At 41.8% G+C, this 20,298-nt stretch carries 15 protein-coding genes, 1 tRNA gene and 1 riboswitch; of the genes, 12 read left to right on the forward strand and 4 right to left on the reverse strand.

All coding sequences use genetic code 11. The features are described 5' to 3' along the window. Nucleotides 1–431: 431 nt before the first annotated feature. From M2448_RS02095 to M2448_RS02105, 3 genes are read left to right on the forward strand one after another with little or no spacing between them, the layout of a single operon-like run. Nucleotides 432–2,828 carry a TonB-dependent receptor gene (locus M2448_RS02095; protein ID WP_280644619.1) on the forward strand — a complete coding sequence of 799 codons (2,397 nt, stop codon included), beginning with the start codon at nucleotides 432–434 and terminating at the stop codon, nucleotides 2,826–2,828. A 57-nt stretch (nucleotides 2,829–2,885) separates the two neighbouring features. Beyond that, a complete protein-coding gene (locus M2448_RS02100) occupies nucleotides 2,886–4,268 on the forward strand; it encodes a DUF4374 domain-containing protein (protein WP_280644620.1) in 1,383 nt (460 codons plus the stop codon). Nucleotides 4,269–4,275: 7 nt separating this feature from the next. Beyond that, nucleotides 4,276–5,106 carry an alpha/beta hydrolase-fold protein gene (locus M2448_RS02105; protein ID WP_280644621.1) on the forward strand — a complete coding sequence of 277 codons (831 nt, stop codon included), beginning with the start codon at nucleotides 4,276–4,278 and terminating at the stop codon, nucleotides 5,104–5,106. Nucleotides 5,107–5,404: 298 nt separating this feature from the next. On the opposite strand, the gene M2448_RS02110 is transcribed toward M2448_RS02105, so the two are convergent. Both M2448_RS02110 and M2448_RS02115 read right to left on the reverse strand, forming a co-directional pair. Next, nucleotides 5,405–5,491, reverse strand: a tRNA-Ser gene (locus M2448_RS02110). An 80-nt stretch (nucleotides 5,492–5,571) separates the two neighbouring features. After that, on the reverse strand, nucleotides 5,572–6,579 hold the full coding sequence (locus tag M2448_RS02115) for an aspartate-semialdehyde dehydrogenase (RefSeq protein ID WP_280644622.1): 1,008 nt from the start codon (nucleotides 6,577–6,579) through the stop codon (nucleotides 5,572–5,574). A 182-nt stretch (nucleotides 6,580–6,761) separates the two neighbouring features. On the opposite strand from M2448_RS02115, the gene M2448_RS02120 reads away from it, so the two are divergent. After that, nucleotides 6,762–8,669 (forward strand): mucoidy inhibitor MuiA family protein, encoded by a 1,908-nt coding sequence (locus M2448_RS02120; protein ID WP_280644623.1) that lies wholly within the window; start codon nucleotides 6,762–6,764, stop codon nucleotides 8,667–8,669. A gap of 229 nt (nucleotides 8,670–8,898) precedes the next feature. Next, complete coding sequence (locus M2448_RS02125) at nucleotides 8,899–9,828, forward strand: cation diffusion facilitator family transporter (RefSeq protein ID WP_280644624.1); 930 nt, start codon at nucleotides 8,899–8,901, stop codon at nucleotides 9,826–9,828. A 71-nt stretch (nucleotides 9,829–9,899) separates the two neighbouring features. Here the strand turns inward: M2448_RS02125 and M2448_RS02130 are convergent, their stop codons facing one another. Continuing rightward, complete coding sequence (locus tag M2448_RS02130; protein ID WP_280644625.1) at nucleotides 9,900–10,535, reverse strand: hypothetical protein; 636 nt, start codon at nucleotides 10,533–10,535, stop codon at nucleotides 9,900–9,902. Nucleotides 10,536–10,778: 243 nt separating this feature from the next. After that, nucleotides 10,779–13,367, reverse strand: a complete 2,589-nt coding sequence (clpB, locus tag M2448_RS02135; RefSeq protein ID WP_280644626.1) for an ATP-dependent chaperone ClpB — start codon at nucleotides 13,365–13,367, stop codon at nucleotides 10,779–10,781. A gap of 154 nt (nucleotides 13,368–13,521) precedes the next feature. Beyond that, nucleotides 13,522–13,618, forward strand: a riboswitch (TPP riboswitch). A gap of 83 nt (nucleotides 13,619–13,701) precedes the next feature. Here clpB and thiM point away from each other — a divergent pair. From thiM to pyk, 7 genes are all read left to right on the forward strand, one after another. Then, nucleotides 13,702–14,499: a hydroxyethylthiazole kinase gene (gene thiM / locus M2448_RS02140; RefSeq protein WP_280644663.1), complete on the forward strand. Its 798-nt coding sequence runs from the start codon at nucleotides 13,702–13,704 to the stop codon at nucleotides 14,497–14,499. 1 nt (nucleotide 14,500) lies between these two features. Beyond that, nucleotides 14,501–15,154, forward strand: a complete 654-nt coding sequence (thiE, locus tag M2448_RS02145; protein WP_280644627.1) for a thiamine phosphate synthase — start codon at nucleotides 14,501–14,503, stop codon at nucleotides 15,152–15,154. Then, nucleotides 15,141–15,794 carry a thiaminase II gene (tenA, locus tag M2448_RS02150; protein ID WP_280644628.1) on the forward strand — a complete coding sequence of 218 codons (654 nt, stop codon included), beginning with the start codon at nucleotides 15,141–15,143 and terminating at the stop codon, nucleotides 15,792–15,794. The genes thiE and tenA overlap by 14 nt, the downstream gene beginning before the upstream one ends. A 110-nt stretch (nucleotides 15,795–15,904) precedes the next feature. Continuing rightward, the gene (gene thiD / locus M2448_RS02155) at nucleotides 15,905–16,714 is read left to right on the forward strand and encodes a bifunctional hydroxymethylpyrimidine kinase/phosphomethylpyrimidine kinase (RefSeq protein WP_280644629.1); all 810 of its coding nucleotides are present in this window, start codon (nucleotides 15,905–15,907) and stop codon (nucleotides 16,712–16,714) included. 122 nt (nucleotides 16,715–16,836) lie between these two features. After that, a complete protein-coding gene (locus M2448_RS02160) occupies nucleotides 16,837–18,090 on the forward strand; it encodes a PLP-dependent transferase (RefSeq protein WP_280644630.1) in 1,254 nt (417 codons plus the stop codon). 182 nt (nucleotides 18,091–18,272) lie between these two features. Beyond that, a complete protein-coding gene (gene aroQ / locus M2448_RS02165; protein ID WP_280644631.1) occupies nucleotides 18,273–18,701 on the forward strand; it encodes a type II 3-dehydroquinate dehydratase in 429 nt (142 codons plus the stop codon). A 47-nt stretch (nucleotides 18,702–18,748) separates the two neighbouring features. After that, nucleotides 18,749–20,215 (forward strand): pyruvate kinase, encoded by a 1,467-nt coding sequence (pyk, locus tag M2448_RS02170; RefSeq protein ID WP_280644632.1) that lies wholly within the window; start codon nucleotides 18,749–18,751, stop codon nucleotides 20,213–20,215. The last annotated feature ends 83 nt before the right edge of the window (nucleotides 20,216–20,298 follow it).

Consider the following 20,298-nt stretch of genomic DNA (forward strand, 5'->3'; position numbering starts at 1 on the left):
TACCTTACAATATCGAAAGAAGTAGGAAGTGAACAGCTTGCTTATGCACAGTGGGATTTCGGTGACGGGTCTACTCCGGTGGAAACAACTTTATACCTGTAAATCTACATTTAAGGAGCGGTTTTAAGAATAGTCAATAGATTTCGATACTATTGCTGTAGTTGTCTTACATAAATCTTTACTCTTCCCCAATAGGAAAGAGGAGTTTATCTTTGTTTGGCAAACAAGATTTGCACAGTATCTTTTTTATTTTACACTACTTTCCATCATATCAAAAACACTCCTTTAGCCTTTTCTATTAATTAAAACTCCCGTACAGATATAATATGTTGCTACCTATATATTGTTATTGACATATATTCATTTACCTAATTCTTGCGATTGATACGCTTTTCATTTATAAAGACCTTTGCTGCTCTGAAAAAAGCAATATGAATCATTATACATTGAAAATCGTGTTTTACAGAATAGCCCTCATACTCGTTTTATTATCATCGCCCACCCTTGTCTGGTCTCAAAATAGGAAAGATGCTATAATCTCCGGCAAGATATTATCCTCTGAAAAGGAAATAATAGACTTTGCAACAGTTCACCTGAAAGGTACTAACTACGGAAGCACCCTGAACAAAGACGGTATTTATCACCTGAATGCCCCCGCAGGAGACTATACACTGGTGGTATCGGCAGTTGGTTATAAAACTGTAGAAAGACAAGTGAAACTTGCTGCCGGAGAAAGGATCAAACAGAATATAATAATCACCCAGCAAGCTACAGAACTGGCAGAAGTATCTGTAACATCCAACGGCATCAGCAGGCTGCAACGCTCGGCATACAACGCTTTGGCTATCGACACCAAAGCATTGCAGAATTCTACGCAGAACCTGAGTGAGGCACTGGCTCGAGCTCCGGGCTTGAAGCTTCGTGAGGCAGGTGGTGTCGGTTCAGACATGCAACTGATGATGGACGGATTCAGCGGCAAGCATATCAAGATATTTATAGACGGCGTACCGCAGGAAGGAGTAGGTAGTTCGTTCGGACTGAATAACATTCCCGTTAATTATGCCGAACGCATCGAGGTGTATAAAGGCGTTGTACCCGTTGGCTTTGGCACAGATGCTATTGGCGGGGTAATCAATATTGTCACAAAAAAAGACCATAAAAAATGGTTTATAGACGCCTCCTATTCCTATGGCTCATTCAATACGCATAAGTCATATGTAAACTTCGGACAGACGTTCGATAACGGGCTTATATACGAAATCAATGCCTTTCAGAACTATTCCGACAACGACTACTATGTGGATACTCCGGTTAAAGATTTTGAAACGGGAGCAATAAACAAGAGCAAGATAGAACATGTAAAGCGTTTCCACGACAACTATCACAATGAAGCGATTGCAGGTAAAATAGGTCTTATAAACAAGAAATGGGCAGACCGCCTGATGGTTGGCTTTAGCTACTCGCACATGTATAAGGATATACAGAACGGAGTGCGGCAGGAGATTGTATTCGGTGGAAAATACCGCAAAGGCTATTCCATTATGCCATCACTGGAATACAGTAAGCGCAATCTGATAAAGGATCTGGATGTAGTGCTGACTGCCAACTACAACAAGAACATGATCAACAATGTAGATACATCTTCATACGAGTACAACTGGCGTGGAGAAAGCCGTCCTCTTAAATCGCCCGGCGAACAGTCATACCAAAATACCCGTTCGGACAATAACAACTGGAACGGTACTTTTACGGCAAATTACCATCTAAACCGAATACATACATTCACATTCAATCATGTACTGAATGATTTCCGACGCTCGAATAAGTCTCTGCTGAATGAAGATTCTGAAGCAAATGCAATACAAAAAGAAACCCGCAAGAACATAAGCGGCTTGTCGTACCGCCTGATGCCGAATGAGCATTGGAATGTATCTGTATTCGGTAAATACTATAATCAGTTCATTGCAGGACCTATTGCGACTAGTGCCGCTCAGGATAAGTTCACACGCACAACCAACTCCATTAGTACAATGGGCTATGGTGCGGCAGGTACTTACTTTATACTGAAAAGCCTGCAAGCAAAGCTATCTTACGAGAAAGCCTACCGTTTACCAACCAACGATGAAATGTTCGGAGACGAAGATCTCGAAACCGGAGATATAGCACTGAAACCGGAAAACAGCAACAACCTTAATTTCAATTTAAGCTATAATCAGATATTCGGAAAACACTCCGTATATGTGGAAGGCGGACTTATCTACCGCAATACAAAAGACTATATCCAGCGTAAACTGCAAGACCTGAGTGGTGGAAAGACTGGCGCAACCTATGTAAATCACGGGCGTGTTTTGACCAAAGGATATAACATTTCTGTCCGCTATGGGTTCGCCAAATGGATAAGCGTAGGAGGAAACTTTACCCAGATGAATATTCGCGACGATGTGAAAACCGTTACCAGCGGGACAAATCAGGAAAGCCTTACCTATGGTGCACGTATGCCCAACATGCCTTATCGGTTTGCCAACTCCGATGTAAACTTCTTTTGGCACAACCTGATAAGAAAAGACAATATGCTGACAGTGACCTACGACAACCTGTATATGCACGGCTTTCCGCTTTACTCGGAAGTGATCGGTAGCGAATCCAAGTTTACTGTCCCGACACAGTTCTCGCACAATCTGTCCCTGACTTACAGCATGCAGAACGGGCGTTACAACCTGTCGTTCGAGTGTCGCAATTTTACGGACGAAAAGATGTATGACAATTTCAGTCTGCAAAAGGCAGGCAGAGCCTTTTACGGCAAGGTGAGGGTTTACTTCGGCAACTAATTAAAAAGCTCAATTTCAATCATAAAGATAAATAGCAACATACTAAATTTTAACAACATGATTAAGAATTATTTAATAACAGGTCTTACTGCCGTTACGCTGGCAGCATGTGTATTCACTTCTTGCAGCGATGACGATTCTATAACTCCAAATAACGGTTCAAGTACTTCATCCGCTTATGTTATTGCTGCAACTGTTGGGGATGCCAATTCGTTACTGACTGCTGAGGCATTATCTGAAGGTTCGGTAACAGCCAAAAATAACGGTCTCACTACCGAGAGCGGAACATACTGGGTTTACTTCAAAGACCAGTATCTGTACCGCTTGGTGTACAATCAGGGAAATGCGGGTATCACTTCTTCATATATACTAAACACACAAGGTAAAGTAGAAGAACGGGATAATACATACGAGATCAAACGATTCACTTCGTATGGTATCTACAACAATTATATAATTACCACTTCAACAGGTGATCTCGGAACTCAATATGCGGATGAAAACGGTTATCTGCCAAAGGGCTTCCTATTCTCTTATCTGGATGTAGCCAAAGAAACATTTACTACCAATACAAATGTAATCAGATCAGAGAATTATCTGGGTAACGGAGAATTCGTTACATTAGCCGGCATCGAGCAGGCGAATGGTAAAATCTATTCTGCTCCTATCCCGATGGGATTGAGTAAATACGGCGTAAAAGCGGAAGGTGGTAAATACGTTAAGTATCCCGAACTGGTGAAAACAGAGTCGGGAGGTAGCAGTAGTAGTGCTTACGAAAAAGGAGAACTGCAATGGACACAATATCCAAACGAAGCATGGGTTGCTATCTATAACAGCGAAACACTCGAAAGCCCCAAACTGATAAAAACAGATAAGATCAGCTATGCCTGTGGACGCTTCAAGTCGCAGTATTACCAGACTATATGGGCTGCCGATAATGGCGATGTATATGTATTTTCGCCAAGCTATGCAAAAGCCATGACCGAAACCGTTCAACAAACAACGCTACCTGCGGGTGTAGTTCGCATCAAAGCCGGAACTGAAACATTCGACTCTGACTACTACTGCAACATAGAAGAGCAGGCGTCTGGAAAGTCATTTCTGCGTTGCTGGCACATTACTGAGGACTACTTCCTGATGCTGATGTATGACAAGCCTCTAACAGAGACCGGATTCGTTGCCAACCAACTAGCTATTTACAAAGGTGAAAGCAAAACACTGACTTATGTAACAGGCATGCCTTCTGCCACAGTCATTTCAGGATTCGGAAATAATCCGTACTCTGAGAATGGTATCGCTTATATGGCAGTAACAACTACTGACGGCAATCAGCCGGCTGTATACAGCATCAATCCCAAAACAGCAATTGCAACGAAAGGGCTTACTGTCGGATCAGATCAGATCAGTGCTATAGGTAAGCTGTCTGTTGCACAGAACTAAAGCCTGAATGATAAAGATTTATCTACTCTTAATATGCCTCCTGTTTTCGCTGATTATGCGGAGTCAGGAGGATATTTGTATCGGGAAAAGATACACTTTGTATTCTGATGTATTACAGGAAGAGCGAGGCTACTGGATGCATCTGCCCGAAAGTTACGGACAAGATACGACAAAGGCCTACCCTGTTCTTTACCTGCTCGATGGTGAATCGTTCTTTCATTCACTGGTAGGTATCAGTAAGACACTCGCTTCAGGCAGAGGAAAATATCTTCCTCCTTGTATTATTGTCGGAGTACTAAGCACCAACCGAACACGCGACTTCACCCCTACCTCTTCTGCTGCCGAACGGAATGGTAAAGTTTCGCCGAATGTTATACCTCAGGGGGGAGGCAGTGAAATATTCAGCCGTTTCCTGATTGAAGAACTTCGTTCCATCATTGATAATACGTACAAGACAAACGGAGAAAACATGCTCATTGGGCATTCTTATGCAGGACTCTTCACCGTCAATACATTTCTCCATCACACCGAACTGTTCGACATCTATCTGGCACTCGATCCCAGTCTGTGGTGGGATCAGGGCAAGCTCTCGAAAGAAGCTGCGGAACTGATCAAAGGAAAAGATTTCACAGGGAAAAGCCTCTACATTGGCGTAGCTTCCAAGAAACGAACCGATCGTGTAGATATTCATCTCAACAGGGTAAATCACCTTCTCACGGAAATACTGCCGCAAGCCCACAATCTGCATTTCTTCACCCGATCGTTTCCCGAAGAAAATCACGGAACAATAGCCATTCCGGGAATGTATGACGGAATCAAACAACTGTTCGGAAAATGAAGAAGTATCCGAGAAGATACTTCCCCTTAATTAATCAAATCAAATTACTGATTGAAAAATCAGTCTTTAAAACCTGGTGCCCATTTATATTTTACTGATCATAACAGCTGTACCACCTCTTTTTGCCAGATTGAGCTGAATAACGGAATCGGATAAATGCTTTAGTTTAAAATTTATTTTTCACTACTTACTACTGATAAACCAAACTTGCACACGTAGAAAAAATAAAAAAGCGACTTAAAGCCGCTATAAAACAAGAAAAGCCGCTGTTTAAGCGGCTTCTCGTAAATCCATTCAGCGGAAGCGGGGGGATTCGAACCCCCGGTACAGTTACCCGTACGTCAGTTTAGCAAACTGGTGGTTTCAGCCACTCACCCACACTTCCTGAAATCGCAGATATGCTGTTTTGCACAAATGCGATGCAAATATAGTTGTTTGTTTTGATTATACAAACAAGTTGTCAAATTAAATAGCTTTTTCTTTGATCAGATATTCTGCTATCTGTACCGCATTCAGGGCTGCCCCTTTCTTGATCTGGTCGGCTACCACCCAGAATGTAAGCCCGTTCGGATTAGCGATATCTTCTCGTATACGCCCTACATATACAGGATCATTTCCGGCTACAAACAACGGCATCGGATATTCTTTTTCAGCAGGATTATCTTGAAGTACAACCCCTTCAGCCTTCGCAAATGCGTCTTTTGCCTCCTGTGGCGATACTGGGCGTTCAGTTTCTACCCAGATAGCCTCAGCGTGGGAGCGAAGTACCGGGACTCGTATGCAAGTTGCACTCACCTCTATGTCCGAGTGCATTATCTTGCGTGTCTCGTTATACATTTTCAACTCTTCCTTCGTATATCCGTTATCTGTAAAAACATCGATCTGCGGAATCAGGTTATATGCAAGCTGGTAAGCAAACTTCTCCACTGTGATATCCGTATTGTATGCTATTTGCTTAAACTGGTTGATCAACTCTTCCATGCCTGCAGCACCGGCTCCCGATGCAGCCTGATAAGTAGCCACATGGGCACGCTTTATATGAGAGATTTTTTCGATCACATTCATAGCCACCACCATCTGTATAGTAGAACAGTTAGGGTTGGCAATAATTCCTTTCGGACGCACTTTGGCATCCTCACCGTTTACTTCAGGCACTACCAACGGCACGTCTTTATCCATACGGAAAGCACTGGAATTATCTATCATAATAGTTCCATGCTTAGTTATCGTTTCGGCAAACTCTACGGAAACACTACCTCCGGCCGAAACAAAAGCTATATCTATACCTTTGAAATCGTCGTTATGCTTCAGTTCCTTCACCGTATACTGTTTATCACAAAACTCGTAGGTGCTGCCCGCACTACGCGCAGAACCAAACAATACTAACTCCTCGATAGGAAAATCCCGCTCGGCAAGAACCCGGAGAAATTCCTGGCCTACAGCACCACTGGTGCCAACAATAGCAATTTTCATTTCTGTACTGATATAGAATAAATTATTAAAAAGAATAAGGATGCAAATATACTGATTTTGTGGAAATATTCAGATAATTTACTCTAGAATACAAAAAATGATATCAGATTTTATTATCTGCTTATATTTTTCTACATTCGCCTGAATATCTTAACAATTATAAACTATAAAAGGTAGATACTATGAAAAAACATAATGTGTTCATAATACTCATTCTTATGCTGTTTTACATACCGCTGGCAGCACAGGATCAGAAAGAAATAGTAGTGAAATCGGAAGTGTCCGAAGCTACCGTTTTTATCAACGGGGCACAAGTGTTGCGCAAGAAGGCTGTAGACCTACTTCCCGGAAAGACAAAAATCCGTTTTACAAATCTCTCACCATACATTGATGCCAAAAGTGTGCAGATAAAAATGGACGGCGAAGTGATGGTAATGTCGGTCAATCACCAGTCAAGCTTTGTCGATAGTCTCAAAAGGCCTGTCGTATCAAAAACAGCCGAGCAGCAAATAAAAGAAATATCGGAAAAGATTACCACCGAGCAGATCGCCCGTTCGGTGGTCAAAGATGAAATGGATTTTCTTTCCAAAAATCAGAGTATAGGTGGGGCAAATACAGGAATAAGCCTGACTACACTGAGGGAAACAACTAACTTTTACAGAGACCGGATGTCGGCACTCCGTACAAAAGACAATGAAATATATAGCCGTATACTAACTCTGGAAGCACAACGGAAAGCATTACAGAATGAAGGGAAACTGAGCGGCGATATGCCCAGACCTACTCCGATAGGCGAAGTAGTGGTAGATGTAGAATGCAAAAGAGCCGTGAGAGCAAACATAGAATTGAGTTATTATGTAGCCAATGCAGGTTGGAATCCGACCTATGATATACGTGCCTTGAATGTAGATAAACCTATACAGCTGATTTATAAGGCAAATGTGCGTCAGAATACAAAAGAAGACTGGAATAACGTAAAACTCAAAATTTCTTCTGCCGATCCCAATGCCGGAAATATCGTACCGCAGTTGAAAACATATTATCTGAATTACTATACCGCACCACCTAAATATGACACCAATGTTGGAAATAATCAAGCCGCCGGAGTCGTTGTAGATGCTAAAACGAATGAACCGTTAATCGGCGTTTCTGTTGCAGTACATGGTACGACAATAGGCACAATGACAGATGTAAACGGACGTTTTTCACTTGCAATACCCCAAAACGGAAATGTGTTGTCATTTTCATACATCGGTTATATACAGCAAAATATCCCTATTTCGCGTTCATTTATGAATGTACGGATGGTGGAAGATTCACGGGAATTGAGTGAGGTTGTAGTTGTCGGTTATGGTACACAACGAAAATCATCTACGACAGGGGCTGTAGCTTCTGTTGCTCCTGCAATGGAAAAACCTGCTATCCCTGCTGCTGTATATGAACGTAAAGATATTGCCATGCCTACCGCGCAGGTCGAAAATCAGACATCAGTAGAATTTGAGATCAAAACACCATACACTGTTAAGTCCGATAATAAGAATACCATTGTGGAAGTAGACCGTTATGAGCTTCCTGCCGAATATGAATATTTTGCTATTCCTAAGATTAGCAAAGAAGCTTTCCTGTTGGCTAATATTTCCGATTGGGAGAAATACAACCTGCTCGATGGTGAAGCCAATATCTTCTTCGACAATACTTACATCGGCAAGACAATACTGGAAACCCGCTATGTGAGTGATACACTGAATATTTCACTCGGAAAAGATAAGAGCATCTTGGTAAGCCGCGATAAGGTAAAAGATCTGAATACAAAGAAATTCTTCGGCAATAAGAAAGAAGATACCCGCGCATGGAAGATTACGGTAAGGAACAACAAAAGAGTGCCAATCGACTTTGTTGTGCTCGATCAGATACCTGTTCCTACAATTACCGAAATAGAAGTGGAAACCGAAAACCTGTCTAAAGGTGTATTGAATGCCGAAACAGGCGAAGTGAAGTGGAAACTGAATGTGAAAGCCGGAGAAAAGAAAGATATGGAGCTGAGGTATAAAGTGAAGTATCCGAAAGATAAAACGCTGACAATAGAATAATGATAGTAGTTACAAGATACTTCGCCCTTCGGGCAGTTACAAGTTGCGAGTAAATGGATAATATTTTGTCGTCTCCCAATCGTGCGTCCGCTTGCAGTAAAAAACAATAGATATATAAATAAAACAATCAATACTGATTAGTATAATCAATAAAAGTCCGGAAGCATTATACTTTCCGGACTTCTTTTTTGTTATATATTTGTATCCTCATAACAATAAGTAAGAAAAAATGAATGAGTCTGTCCCAAGAGATCGGATTCTGCTTAGAACCTCTTGGATAAGTACTATCGGGAATGCCATATTGTCTGTGTCGAAGATATCGATAGGTCTTGCAGCAGGTAGTTTGGCGGTAGTGGGAGATGGTATAGATTCGGCTACCGATGTCGTTATCTCCATTGTAATGATATTTACAGCTTCAATAGTAAATCGCCCTCCAAGCCAGAAATACGCCTACGGATATGAAAAGGCAGAAGGAATTGCTACCAAAATACTGTCGATGGTCATATTCTATGCCGGTGTGCAAATGCTGGTTTCTTCCATTCAGAATATATTTTCGGATCAGGCCAAAGAATTACCCGCTACCATCGCCATATATGTGACCATATTCTCTATTGTCGGAAAACTGCTTCTGGCTCTTTATCAGTATAAGCAGGGTAAGAAAATAAAGAGTTCTATGTTGACAGCCAATGCTATCAATATGCGTAACGATGTTATTATCTCTACAGGTGTCCTGATCGGGTTGATCTTTACATTCGTATTTAAAATGCCTGTGTTGGACTCTGTTACAGGGTTGATAATAAGCCTTTTTGTTATAAAATCTGCGATCGGAATTTTTATGGATTCCAACGTAGAGCTTATGGATGGGGTGAAAGACGTTTCGGTATACAAAAAAATATTCGAGGCTGTAGAGAGGGTTTCCGGAGCGCACAACCCTCATCGGATGCGTTCGAGGCAGATCGGGAACATGTATATGATTGCCCTCGATATAGAATGTGATGGAAATCTTACGCTGAACGAAGCGCATAACATAGCTGAAAATGTAGAGCAAAGTATCAGGGATTCTATAGAAAACGTGTATGATATCGTTGTTCACGTAGAACCCAAAGACGGGCCTCATGCCAAAGAAAAATTTGGGGTAGATAAAGATATGATCGAATAAAATAAAGGTAATCATATCAATTTAGAATAATTCTTTGAAGTGTTTTAGGGGCGAATTGGGAATTTGCAGAGTCAAAAATATTTTCCCTTCAAACAATAATCTTCTAAAACACGTTTTAGCTTTTCACTTCCATTTTCAGCCCCGCTTATCAGATATGTGAGTGCTAATGCTCGTTGCCCCGGACTTATATAATCTAAATTATATATATCCCTTCGATTCACATCCTCTATATTTATATAATTTGCAGAGATTAAAGAATCAAGATTTCTTATACTTAATGCCCTCAAATAACGAAATACATCATCGTAAGCATTGTCATAGTGATGATTATCTGCCATGTAGATAGCATAGGGCAAATACTTGCTTTCTGAAAACATTGTCAGTTCATAAATTATAAGATCATACGCCTCTGTATCTCCTTTCTTTAATGCCTTATTCAAATATTCTTTTATATCAATATCAAATTCTTTCCCTTTTTTCATAGGAGGATTCATAAATAATGTCTTAAAACCAGCCATTATGGAATCTTTAGAATGTGAGCTTTCTTCTAAATAGAAAGCCTTCATAGAATCTAAAGATATTTTCGGTATATTCTCACTTTTAGTTTCTACTTCACTAATATTTATAGCTTGTTCCTGTACTTTTGTTGAATTTGTACAAGAAATGAAAATAGAAAGAATAAATATGTAGCAAATTATCCCTCTCATTGTTGTAACGATTATTGATGATTCAAATAGAAACCTTATTTAGTTATCACCATACAGGTTTTCTGGTGTTTTGAGGAGGCTTTAGTTTGACTAGGGCATTAAAGTGGAATAAAAGTATTGCAATACTTTTATTCCAGCATACCCTCTATGATATATTTATCGTCATTAAAACAATATCCCTTAAAAATCAAATATACTCAAATGTTTTAAACTTCCAATCATTCTACGATGGAAAGTCAAATATCAATTTCTAAACTCCAGCTCCCCCTCTTTCATATCAATAACTATCGGTGAAACTTTGTTGATCGTTCCGGCTAATAATTGCTTCGACAATGTATCGAGTACTGTACGCTGAATGACACGTTTCACAGGACGCGCACCAAACTCGGGATCGAATCCCATCTGTGCAATCCACGAAATGGCATCATCCGTAAATTCGAGTGTTACGTCGTTCCCTTTCAGCATTTTTACAACACTTTCCAGCTGAATACGCACCACCTGTTCTATCTCTTTCACGTTCAACGGTTCAAACATGATGATCTCATCTATACGGTTGAGGAACTCGGGGCGGATATTCACTTTCAGCATATCTAGTACCTCCCGTTTAGTTTTCTCTACTACTTCATCATGATTTTTAGGTGTGATGCCTGCAAAGTTTTCGCGTATCAGTCCCGAACCCATATTTGATGTCATAATGATGATCGTATTCTTAAAGTTTACCACACGCCCTTTATTGTCGGTCAGCCGCCCGTCATCCAATACCTGCAACAGTATATTGAATACATCAGGGTGTGCCTTTTCTATTTCATCGAAAAGCACTACTGAATATGGCTTGCGGCGAATCGCTTCCGTTAGCTGTCCTCCCTCATCATATCCCACATATCCCGGAGGTGCTCCGATAAGGCGGGTTGCACTGAATTTTTCCTGATACTCGCTCATGTCGATACGCGTCATCATATTCTCATCATCGAACAGAAATTCAGCAAGTGCCTTTGCCAGTTCGGTTTTACCCACTCCGGTGGTTCCTAAGAAGATAAACGAGCCGATAGGGCGTTTAGGGTCTTGCAACCCTGCGCGGCTACGGCGGATGGCATTTGCCACAGCAGTAATCGCTTCATCCTGTCCCACTACACGTTGATGCAATTCGTCTTCCAGATTCAGTAACTTGTCTTTCTCGCTTTGCAGCATCTTATTCACAGGAATACCAGTCCAACGCGATACTACATCAGCTATATCGAACGAGTCTACTTCTTCTTTCACCATCGCCTGACTGCCTTGCATTTCGTGCAACTGCTCCTGCAACTTACCAATGCCGTCTTCCAGTTCTTTCAGCTTGCCATAACGCAGTTCGGCTACCTTTCCGTAGTCGCCTTCACGTTCGGCTTTGTCAGCCTCGAATTTCAGATTTTCTATGTCGATCTTGTTCTGCTGAATCTTGTTGATAACATCTTTTTCCGATTGCCACTTGGCTTTCAGGTCTTTTCCTTCTTCTTTCAGGACGCTGATCTGTTTCGATAGTTCGGCTTCCTTCGTTGTATCGTTTTCGCGTTTAATCGCTTCGCGTTCGATTTCGAGTTGTTTGATACGGCGGCTCTTCTCGTCCAGTTCTTCCGGCACAGAGTCTACTTCCATGCGCAGCTTTGCCGCTGCTTCGTCCATCAGGTCAATGGCTTTATCCGGCAGAAAACGGTCGGTGATATAGCGGCTCGATAGCTGTACGGCTGCTATGATCGCTTCATCTTTGATACGTACCTTGTGGTGGTTCTCGTATTTCTCTTTCAGCCCTCGCAGTATCGATATAGCGTCCATTTCGCTCGGTTCATCCACCATTACTATCTGGAAACGGCGTTCGAGCGCCTTATCTTTTTCAAAGTATTTCTGGTATTCATCAAGGGTTGTCGCTCCTATCGAACGCAACTCGCCACGTGCCAATGCCGGTTTCAGTATGTTGGCAGCATCCATTGCACCCTCACTTTTTCCTGCGCCTACAAGAGTATGTATCTCATCTATAAAGAGAATGATCTCACCTTCCGATTTGGTAACCTCATTGACTACCGATTTCAGCCGTTCTTCAAACTCCCCTTTATATTTCGCTCCTGCTATCAGGGCACCCATATCGAGTGAATATATCTGTTTGCTTTTCAGATTTTCGGGTACATCACCGCGAACGATACGGTGCGCCAACCCTTCGGCAATAGCAGTTTTACCCGTACCCGGTTCACCTATTAGTATAGGGTTGTTTTTGGTACGGCGGCTAAGTATTTGCAGCACGCGCCGTATTTCGTCGTCACGACCAATCACCGGATCGAGTTTGCCGTCTCTCGCCCGTTGGGTGAGGTTGATAGCATACTTTTCTAATGACTGGTATGTGTCTTCTGCCGATTGACTGGTCACATTACTGCCTTTACGCAGTTCATTTATCGCAGCCTGTAATTCCTTTTCGTTTACACCCGCATCTTTCAGCATCTGTGCTGCAGAGCTTTTGCCCGATAAGACACCTAGCAATAAATGCTCGATGGAGACAAACTGGTCGCTCATTTTCTTTGCATAATCAGCGGCTTTATCCAGATCTGCATTACTCTCCCTGCTCAGGTAAGGTTCGCCACCCGAAACTTTCGGGTACGAGTCTATCTCCTTGCTGAGGACTGATGTTATATGTCCCGGATTAGCACCGAGTTTCTGAAAAAGAAAATTCACAACATTCTCGCCTGTCAGAATCGCACCCATCAGGATATGCGCAGGCTCGATGGACTGTTGCCCCTTTTCTTTTGTTATCTCAACGGCCTTCTGTATAGCCTCCTGAGATTTGATTGTGAAATTATTGAAATTCATATGTTTATTTGTTTTTTATGTCTTTAATTTTAATAACAATTGTTTGATATTATTCGTTCAAAATATTTGCCAAATCGTTATTTGTGACAAAATGACAGTGTTTTTATTATTGTGGATAAATTCGCTTATCTGAATTTTTTTCTGTAAGTTTGTGCATCACTGTTAGGGGTGTTCTTTTGTAAGAGCTGAGATTAAACCCTTGAACCTGATATGTTGTAATTGACATCGTAGGGAAACGGTAGCTTTTAGAAAATATTAGTATAAATTACTATATGTTATTATTGGCCGTTTCGTATTTGCGAAGCGGCTTTTTTTATATCCATAAATGAAGGAAATGATAGATATTCAGGCATTAGAAAGAGATTTGGCTGCTGTAAGGAGCAAATCTCCATTGATACATAACATTACCAATTATGTGGTGATGAATAATACGGCTAACGGACTGTTAGCTATCGGTGCATCACCCGTCATGGCGCATGCGTTGGATGAAGTAGCAGAAATGGCTGCAATAGCTTCTGCTGTAGTTATAAATATAGGGACACTCGAACCCCAATGGGTAGAGGCAATGCTGATAGCAGGAAAAACAGCTTTGGCAAAAAATACTCCTGTTGTTTTCGATCCGGTAGGAGCAGGAGCGACTTCATATCGTAACCGCGTGTGCAAACAGATAATAGAGGAATGCCGCCCATCTGTTATACGTGGAAATGCTTCGGAAATTATGGCTCTGCACGATACGAATGTACAGACAAAAGGTGTAGATAGTACCAATTCTTCCGATGCGGCTCTGGATGCAGCCAAAGCTTTGGCAAAACAAACGGGTGCAGTTGTAGTCGTCAGTGGTCAGACTGATTATATCACAGATGGCAAGACTACCAAGATAGTTTTCAATGGTAGTCCGCTAATGGAACGTGTGACAGGCATGGGGTGTACGGCTACAACTGTCGTGGCTGCATTTGCGGCTGTCAATTCCAATCTGCTCGAAGCAGCAGCTCATGGTATGGCTATAATGGGGATAGCCGGAGAGATAGCAGCCGGAAAGTCGGCAGGTAATGGCAGTTTACAGGTGAATTTCCTCGATGAGCTGTGTAATATGGATGGAGAAACTATAGGGAAATATTTTAAGCACTCATAATATGCTCACATTCTATTTAAGTCTTTATCTGGTTACAGACCGCTCTTTATCACTTACCCGTCCATTAGTAGATGTTGTGGGACAAGCTATAGCGGGTGGGGTGACGATGGTGCAACTAAGAGAGAAGGATGCCTCTACCCTTGAATTTTATAATCTGGCAATGCAGCTAAAAGGACTTTTAAAACAGTACGATGTTCCCCTTATCATAAATGACAGGCTCGATATAGCACTGGCGTGCGATGCCGATGGTCTGCATATCGGGCAGAGTGATATGCCTTACGATGTTGCTCGTCGACTGTTGGGTAAGGACAAGATAATAGGGCTTTCGGTGGAGAGTGTTCAGGATGCTATTGATGCAAACAATCTCGATGTAGATTATATTGGAATTTCGCCGGTCTTTGGCACACAAACCAAGACCGACACCGCAACGGCTCTCGGCATTGATGGTGTTCGGGAGATAACGTGCATTTGTAAGCATCCGGCGGTAGGTATCGGGGGGATTAATGCGATGAATGCCGCAGAGATAATAAGAGCAGGAGCTGACGGTATATCGGTAGTGTCGGCGATTATGTCGGCTGAGAGCCCGAAAGATGCGGCATATCAGTTGAGGTATATTGTGGATAAATCAAAAAGAAATAACTATGAAATGGAGTGAAGAAGCATGGCAGGCAGCCAAACCAGTATATGATAAAATCATAGAGCAACCGTTTATAAACGGATTGATAAACGGAACACTGGCTGAGGAGAAGTTTATTTTCTATATCCGGCAGGATGCCCTTTATCTGGCAGAATACGGAAAGGTGCTTACTGCAATAGCATCCCGATTGAATAAGCCGGAGCATATAGAGGCGTTTATCCATTTTGCAGGAGACAGCATGGCTGTGGAGAAGGCACTACACGAATCGTTCGTCAGTAAGATATCTTCATCAGCGAAACAAGAAGCTTCGCCCAGTTGTTTGCTATATACGTCATATCTCTTGCGGCAGGTGGCAACATCGCCAGTAGAAGTGATGCTTGCAGCAGTATTGCCCTGTTTTTGGATATATAAAGAAGTGGGAGACTATATTTTAAAGCATCAGATAAAAGGAAATAATCCGTATCAGAGTTGGATAGATACTTACGGAGGTGAGGAGTTTGAGCAGTCTGTGAAAACAGCCATCGCTATTTGTGACGAGCTTGCCGAAAAATGTACGCCAGAGCAACGACAGGCTATGATGGATGCATACGTGATGTGCTCCAAAATGGAATGGCTATTTTGGGATAGCGCATGGCGGTTAGAAAAATGGGCGGTATAAGAAGCCCCCTTTATCCCTCAAGGGGGAGTTAATTAGTTCGATTACAAAATATAAAATAAGATTATACCTCAGAAGCCTCCCCTTGGGGAGGTTGGAGGGGCTGAATTGGTATGAAACACTATAAAATTGCACTATCCATTGCGGGAAGTGATCCCAGCGGAGGAGCGGGGATACAGGCCGATCTGAAAACCTTTTCGGCATGTGGCTGTTATGGAGCTACGGTCATAGTAGCTGTAGTAGATGAAAATACGGTCGGAGTAACTGACGTGCACCCGATTCCTGTTTCGTTTGTATCGGGGCAGATAAAGTCTGTACTGGATGATATTGGAGCTGATGCCATCAAAATCGGCATGTTGCATTCGTCTGAGCTTATACGCTCAGTGAAAGATACACTGGCACAATACAATATAAAAAATATTGTCCTCGATCCGGTGATGGTGGCTACTTCCGGCGATAAACTGTTGCAGGATGAGGCAATAGAAACATTAAAGAATGAACTGATTCCTTTTGTCAGGGTTATAACGCCGAATATTCCCGAAGCGGAAATATTGTTGGGAAAAGAAATCAAAAGCCAGAAGGATTTGAAGTCGGTAGTCAAAGACTTGTCGTTTGGCAATAAAGTTTCTGTTATGCTAAAGGCAGGGCATCTTACCGAAAACAAGCTCGTAGACGTGTTTTACAATGCAGAAACTAACGAGATTATCGAACTTGCTTCCGACAGGGTGGATACAAAGAATACACATGGTACAGGCTGCACCTTTTCGTCTGCCATAGCTGCTTTCCTGGCTCATGGATTATCGCTTAACGATGCTGCCATACGAGCAAAAGATTATATAAACAAAGCCATAGTTGCCGGTGCCGCATACGAAATAGGAAAGGGACACGGGCCTGTACATCATTTCTTCGGTTTCTGGGAATAAGATTGTTATAAGTTGAAGTGTTCTGACATATTTATGGTATTTCGATACAATATTTGTCATATCGTATTCTTATTTGCCAAGTCTTTCTTACCTTTGGTATCAATTTTCAAAATAAGGAAACAATGGTTCAGAATGATTCCCCGAACGAGCAATTTTCGACTCGTGTCATAAGCGAAGAGTTTAATAAAGAAGACGTGCATGGAGCGATAACAATGCCTGTGTACCGTAATGCTGCATTCGAATTTGCCGATTCGGAAAGTATTGCTGCTGCATTCCAGTATAAGGAAGAAGTAGCATCGCATACCTATACCCGTATAACAAACCCTACGGTAGAGAATCTGGAGCGGAAAATAAAGACGGCTTCCGGTGCAGAAAATGTCATGATGGTGGCTTCGGGCATGGCAGCTATATCCAATACGTTCCTTACACTGGCCTATGCAGGCAGTAATATTGTAACTTCTCCGCATCTCTTCGGGAATACATTTTCCTTACTGAAATTTACACTGGCTGCTTTCGGAGTCGAAGTCCGTTTTGTAAATACTGATAATATAGAAGAAATAGCAGCCGCTATTGATGAAAATACATGTGCATTCTTTTGTGAACTGATCACTAATCCGCATCTCGAAATAGCCGATCTCCCCGAAATATCGAAGCTGTTGAGAACACGCAATGTGCCGATGATAGTAGATACGACCATCATTGCTTGGTGTGGCTTCGATGCACGCAAAGCTGGAGTAGATATAGAAGTCGTTTCCACGACCAAATACGTTTCAGGTGGAGCAACAGGTATTGGTGGAGCCATACTCGACTACGGTACTTTTGATTGGGCGTACAACAAACGTCTGAAAACAGTAAATAAGACTGTGGGTATGTCACAGTTTTCTTTCAAACTGAAACGCGAGATTGCCCGTAATATGGGTGCGGTACTCGATCCCGATTCGGCCTATCAGCAGGCACTGGGTATGGAGACGTTGCAACTGAGGTTCGAAAAAATGTCGGTATCAGCTTATGAACTGGCGCGGTTCTTATCAAAGGAAAATCAGATTGTAAAAGTAGGATATACCAAACTGGAAACTTCACCATATAAGAAAATATCGGATAAGCTGTTTACAGGAAATCCCGGAGCGATGCTTACATTCAATCTGGAAAGTAAAGAAGCCTGTTACCGCTTCATGGATAAACTGCAAATTATCCGTCGTGCAACAAATCTGTTCGACAACAAAACGCTGATCATACACCCTGAGTCTACCATTTACGGCACATTTGCACCCGAGATGAAAGAACTGATGGGTATAGAAGATAATTTGATGAGATTGTCGGTAGGACTGGAAGATGTAGAAGACCTCAAAAAAGATATTTTACAGGCGTTAATGTAATGTCTATATAGCATATAATATAGATATTGGCTATCTGCCAATAGAAATTAGTTAACCATTGTAAAAAATGATGTTTTATTTGTGATTAAATATGTTTCAAAACATAAATTGCAAATAAAAAATAGTACTTTTGTGCTCTAAACAAACAAATTTCGATATTTAGTGCTAAATAGCTGATAAATATGAAAATACAGATTATCAACGGACCTAATTTGAATTTGCTGGGGAAGCGCGAGCCGGATATATACGGCAACACTTCATTTGAGATATATTTCACCCGCTTACAGCAGATTTATACAGGTTGCGAATTGTCTTACTTTCAGTCCAATCACGAAGGCGCTCTTATCGATAAGATTCACGAGGTTGGTTTTTCCTGCGATGGCATTGTACTCAATGCAGGAGCTTATACACATACATCCATTGCACTTCACGATGCTATTAAATCGATTAGTGCTCCGGTAGTGGAGGTTCATATATCCAATATACACACTCGTGAAGAATTTCGTCACACATCTATGATTGTCCCGGCATGTAAGGGATCAGTTGTAGGTCTGGGGCTTATATCATACGATCTGGCTATAGAGTTTTTTGTTAAAAGCAAAAAAGCCTGATCGGAACGGAAATTTTTAAGAACTATATATATTAAATTAAATCATTTATGATTCAGAAGAAAACGAAAATTGTAGCTACAATTTCAGACATGCGTTGTGATGTTGATTTCCTGCGTTCGTTGTATAACGAAGGAATCAATGTTGTTAGAATGAACTCAGCCCATATGACAGAAGAGGGCTTTGTGAAGGTGATGACCAATGTACGTGCCGTATCTCCAAGTATTGGCATCATGATGGATACCAAAGGTCCGGAAATACGTACTACCGCTACTGCCTCAGGCGAAAAAATCGCAGTTAAAACAGGCGACAAACTGAAAGTGATAGGCGATATTAATGTACTGTCTACACCGGAGCAGATTTCTACTTCTTATCCTAGTATTGTAGCAGACGTGCCTGTAGGTAGCTTGCTTCTGATCGATGATGGTGAAACCGGATTGAAAGTTGTGGACAAAACAGCTGAATATCTTGTTTGCGAAGTTCAGAACGATGGTACTATCGGTAGCCGCAAGAGCGTAAACATACCGGGAGTAAGTGTAAACCTTCCGTCTATCACAGCTAAAGACAAGAGAAGTATCGAAATCGCAATTGCAAATAAAGCAGATTTTATTGCTCACTCTTTCGTAAGAAACAGACAAGACGTTCTTGATGTACAGAAAATTCTGGATGAGCACAACAGCCCGATCAAAATTATCGCTAAGATTGAGAATCAGGAAGGTGTGGACAACATCGACGAAATATACGAAACAGCTTACGGTGTAATGGTAGCTCGTGGAGACCTCGGTATCGAAGTACCACAGGAAAAAATTCCTGCTATCCAACGTCTGCTTATCCGTAAATCTATCGAATTCAAGAAACCGGTTATCGTAGCAACACAGATGTTGCATACAATGATCGAAAATCCTCGCCCTACACGTGCAGAAGTAACCGATATTGCCAATGCAGTATATTATGGAACAGATGCAGTGATGTTGAGCGGTGAAACAGCTTACGGTAAATATCCGGTAGAGGCAGTGCGTGCAATGGCTCAGATATGTGCCACAACAGAACAGTCTAAACTGGACGAAAAAGTAATTCCTGTACCATTCAAAGATGCAGAATACGATACTACTTCTTTCCTTGCAAAACAAGCAGTTAAAGCTGCAACACAGCTGGGGCTCGGTGCTATTATCACAGACAGCTACACAGGTCGTACAGCACGTACAATCGCTGCTTTCCGCAGTAAATGTCCTGTATATGCAATTTGTTGTAACCACGAAGTTTCACGCCAGTTGTCAGTATGCTACGGAGTAGAAGCAAAATTCCAGGAATCTACAGGATTTACAACACACAAGCATAAAGAGTATTTCCTGAAAGCCCTTAACTCATTACTGGAGCGCGGACTTATCAAGAAAGAAGATCAGGTAGCTTATTTGAGCGGTTCGTTCGGTGAAGGAAAAGGAACATCGTTCCTTGAGATCAACGGCGTAGGACGTGTTGTAGATGCTTCTGATGCTTTCGAAGTACCGGTGGATTAATACAAGGGGAATAATCTAAATAATAAAGAGAGGCTGTCAATTTAATATTGAGCAGCCTCTTGTTTTTTATCTGCAAAAAAGAT

Source organism: Dysgonomonas sp. PF1-14 (assembly GCF_029892965.1).
Classification (GTDB): domain Bacteria; phylum Bacteroidota; class Bacteroidia; order Bacteroidales; family Dysgonomonadaceae; genus Dysgonomonas.

Bases quoted from the DNA above. Each gene is read 5' to 3' on its own strand.
- M2448_RS02160 (WP_280644630.1), top strand. From the start codon at position 16,837: ATGGTTCAGAATGATTCCCCGAACGAGCAATTTTCGACTCGTGTCATA.
- tenA (WP_280644628.1), top strand. From the start codon at position 15,141: ATGAAATGGAGTGAAGAAGCATGGCAGGCAGCCAAACCAGTATATGAT.
- M2448_RS02125 (WP_280644624.1), top strand. From the start codon at position 8,899: ATGAATGAGTCTGTCCCAAGAGATCGGATTCTGCTTAGAACCTCTTGG.
- M2448_RS02130 (WP_280644625.1), bottom strand. From the start codon at position 10,535: ATGAGAGGGATAATTTGCTACATATTTATTCTTTCTATTTTCATTTCT.
- M2448_RS02120 (WP_280644623.1), top strand. From the start codon at position 6,762: ATGAAAAAACATAATGTGTTCATAATACTCATTCTTATGCTGTTTTAC.
- M2448_RS02095 (WP_280644619.1), top strand. From the start codon at position 432: ATGAATCATTATACATTGAAAATCGTGTTTTACAGAATAGCCCTCATA.
- M2448_RS02115 (WP_280644622.1), bottom strand. From the start codon at position 6,579: ATGAAAATTGCTATTGTTGGCACCAGTGGTGCTGTAGGCCAGGAATTT.
- M2448_RS02100 (WP_280644620.1), top strand. From the start codon at position 2,886: ATGATTAAGAATTATTTAATAACAGGTCTTACTGCCGTTACGCTGGCA.
- thiE (WP_280644627.1), top strand. From the start codon at position 14,501: ATGCTCACATTCTATTTAAGTCTTTATCTGGTTACAGACCGCTCTTTA.
- thiD (WP_280644629.1), top strand. From the start codon at position 15,905: ATGAAACACTATAAAATTGCACTATCCATTGCGGGAAGTGATCCCAGC.
- aroQ (WP_280644631.1), top strand. From the start codon at position 18,273: ATGAAAATACAGATTATCAACGGACCTAATTTGAATTTGCTGGGGAAG.
- M2448_RS02105 (WP_280644621.1), top strand. From the start codon at position 4,276: ATGATAAAGATTTATCTACTCTTAATATGCCTCCTGTTTTCGCTGATT.
- pyk (WP_280644632.1), top strand. From the start codon at position 18,749: ATGATTCAGAAGAAAACGAAAATTGTAGCTACAATTTCAGACATGCGT.
- thiM (WP_280644663.1), top strand. From the start codon at position 13,702: ATGATAGATATTCAGGCATTAGAAAGAGATTTGGCTGCTGTAAGGAGC.
- clpB (WP_280644626.1), bottom strand. From the start codon at position 13,367: ATGAATTTCAATAATTTCACAATCAAATCTCAGGAGGCTATACAGAAG.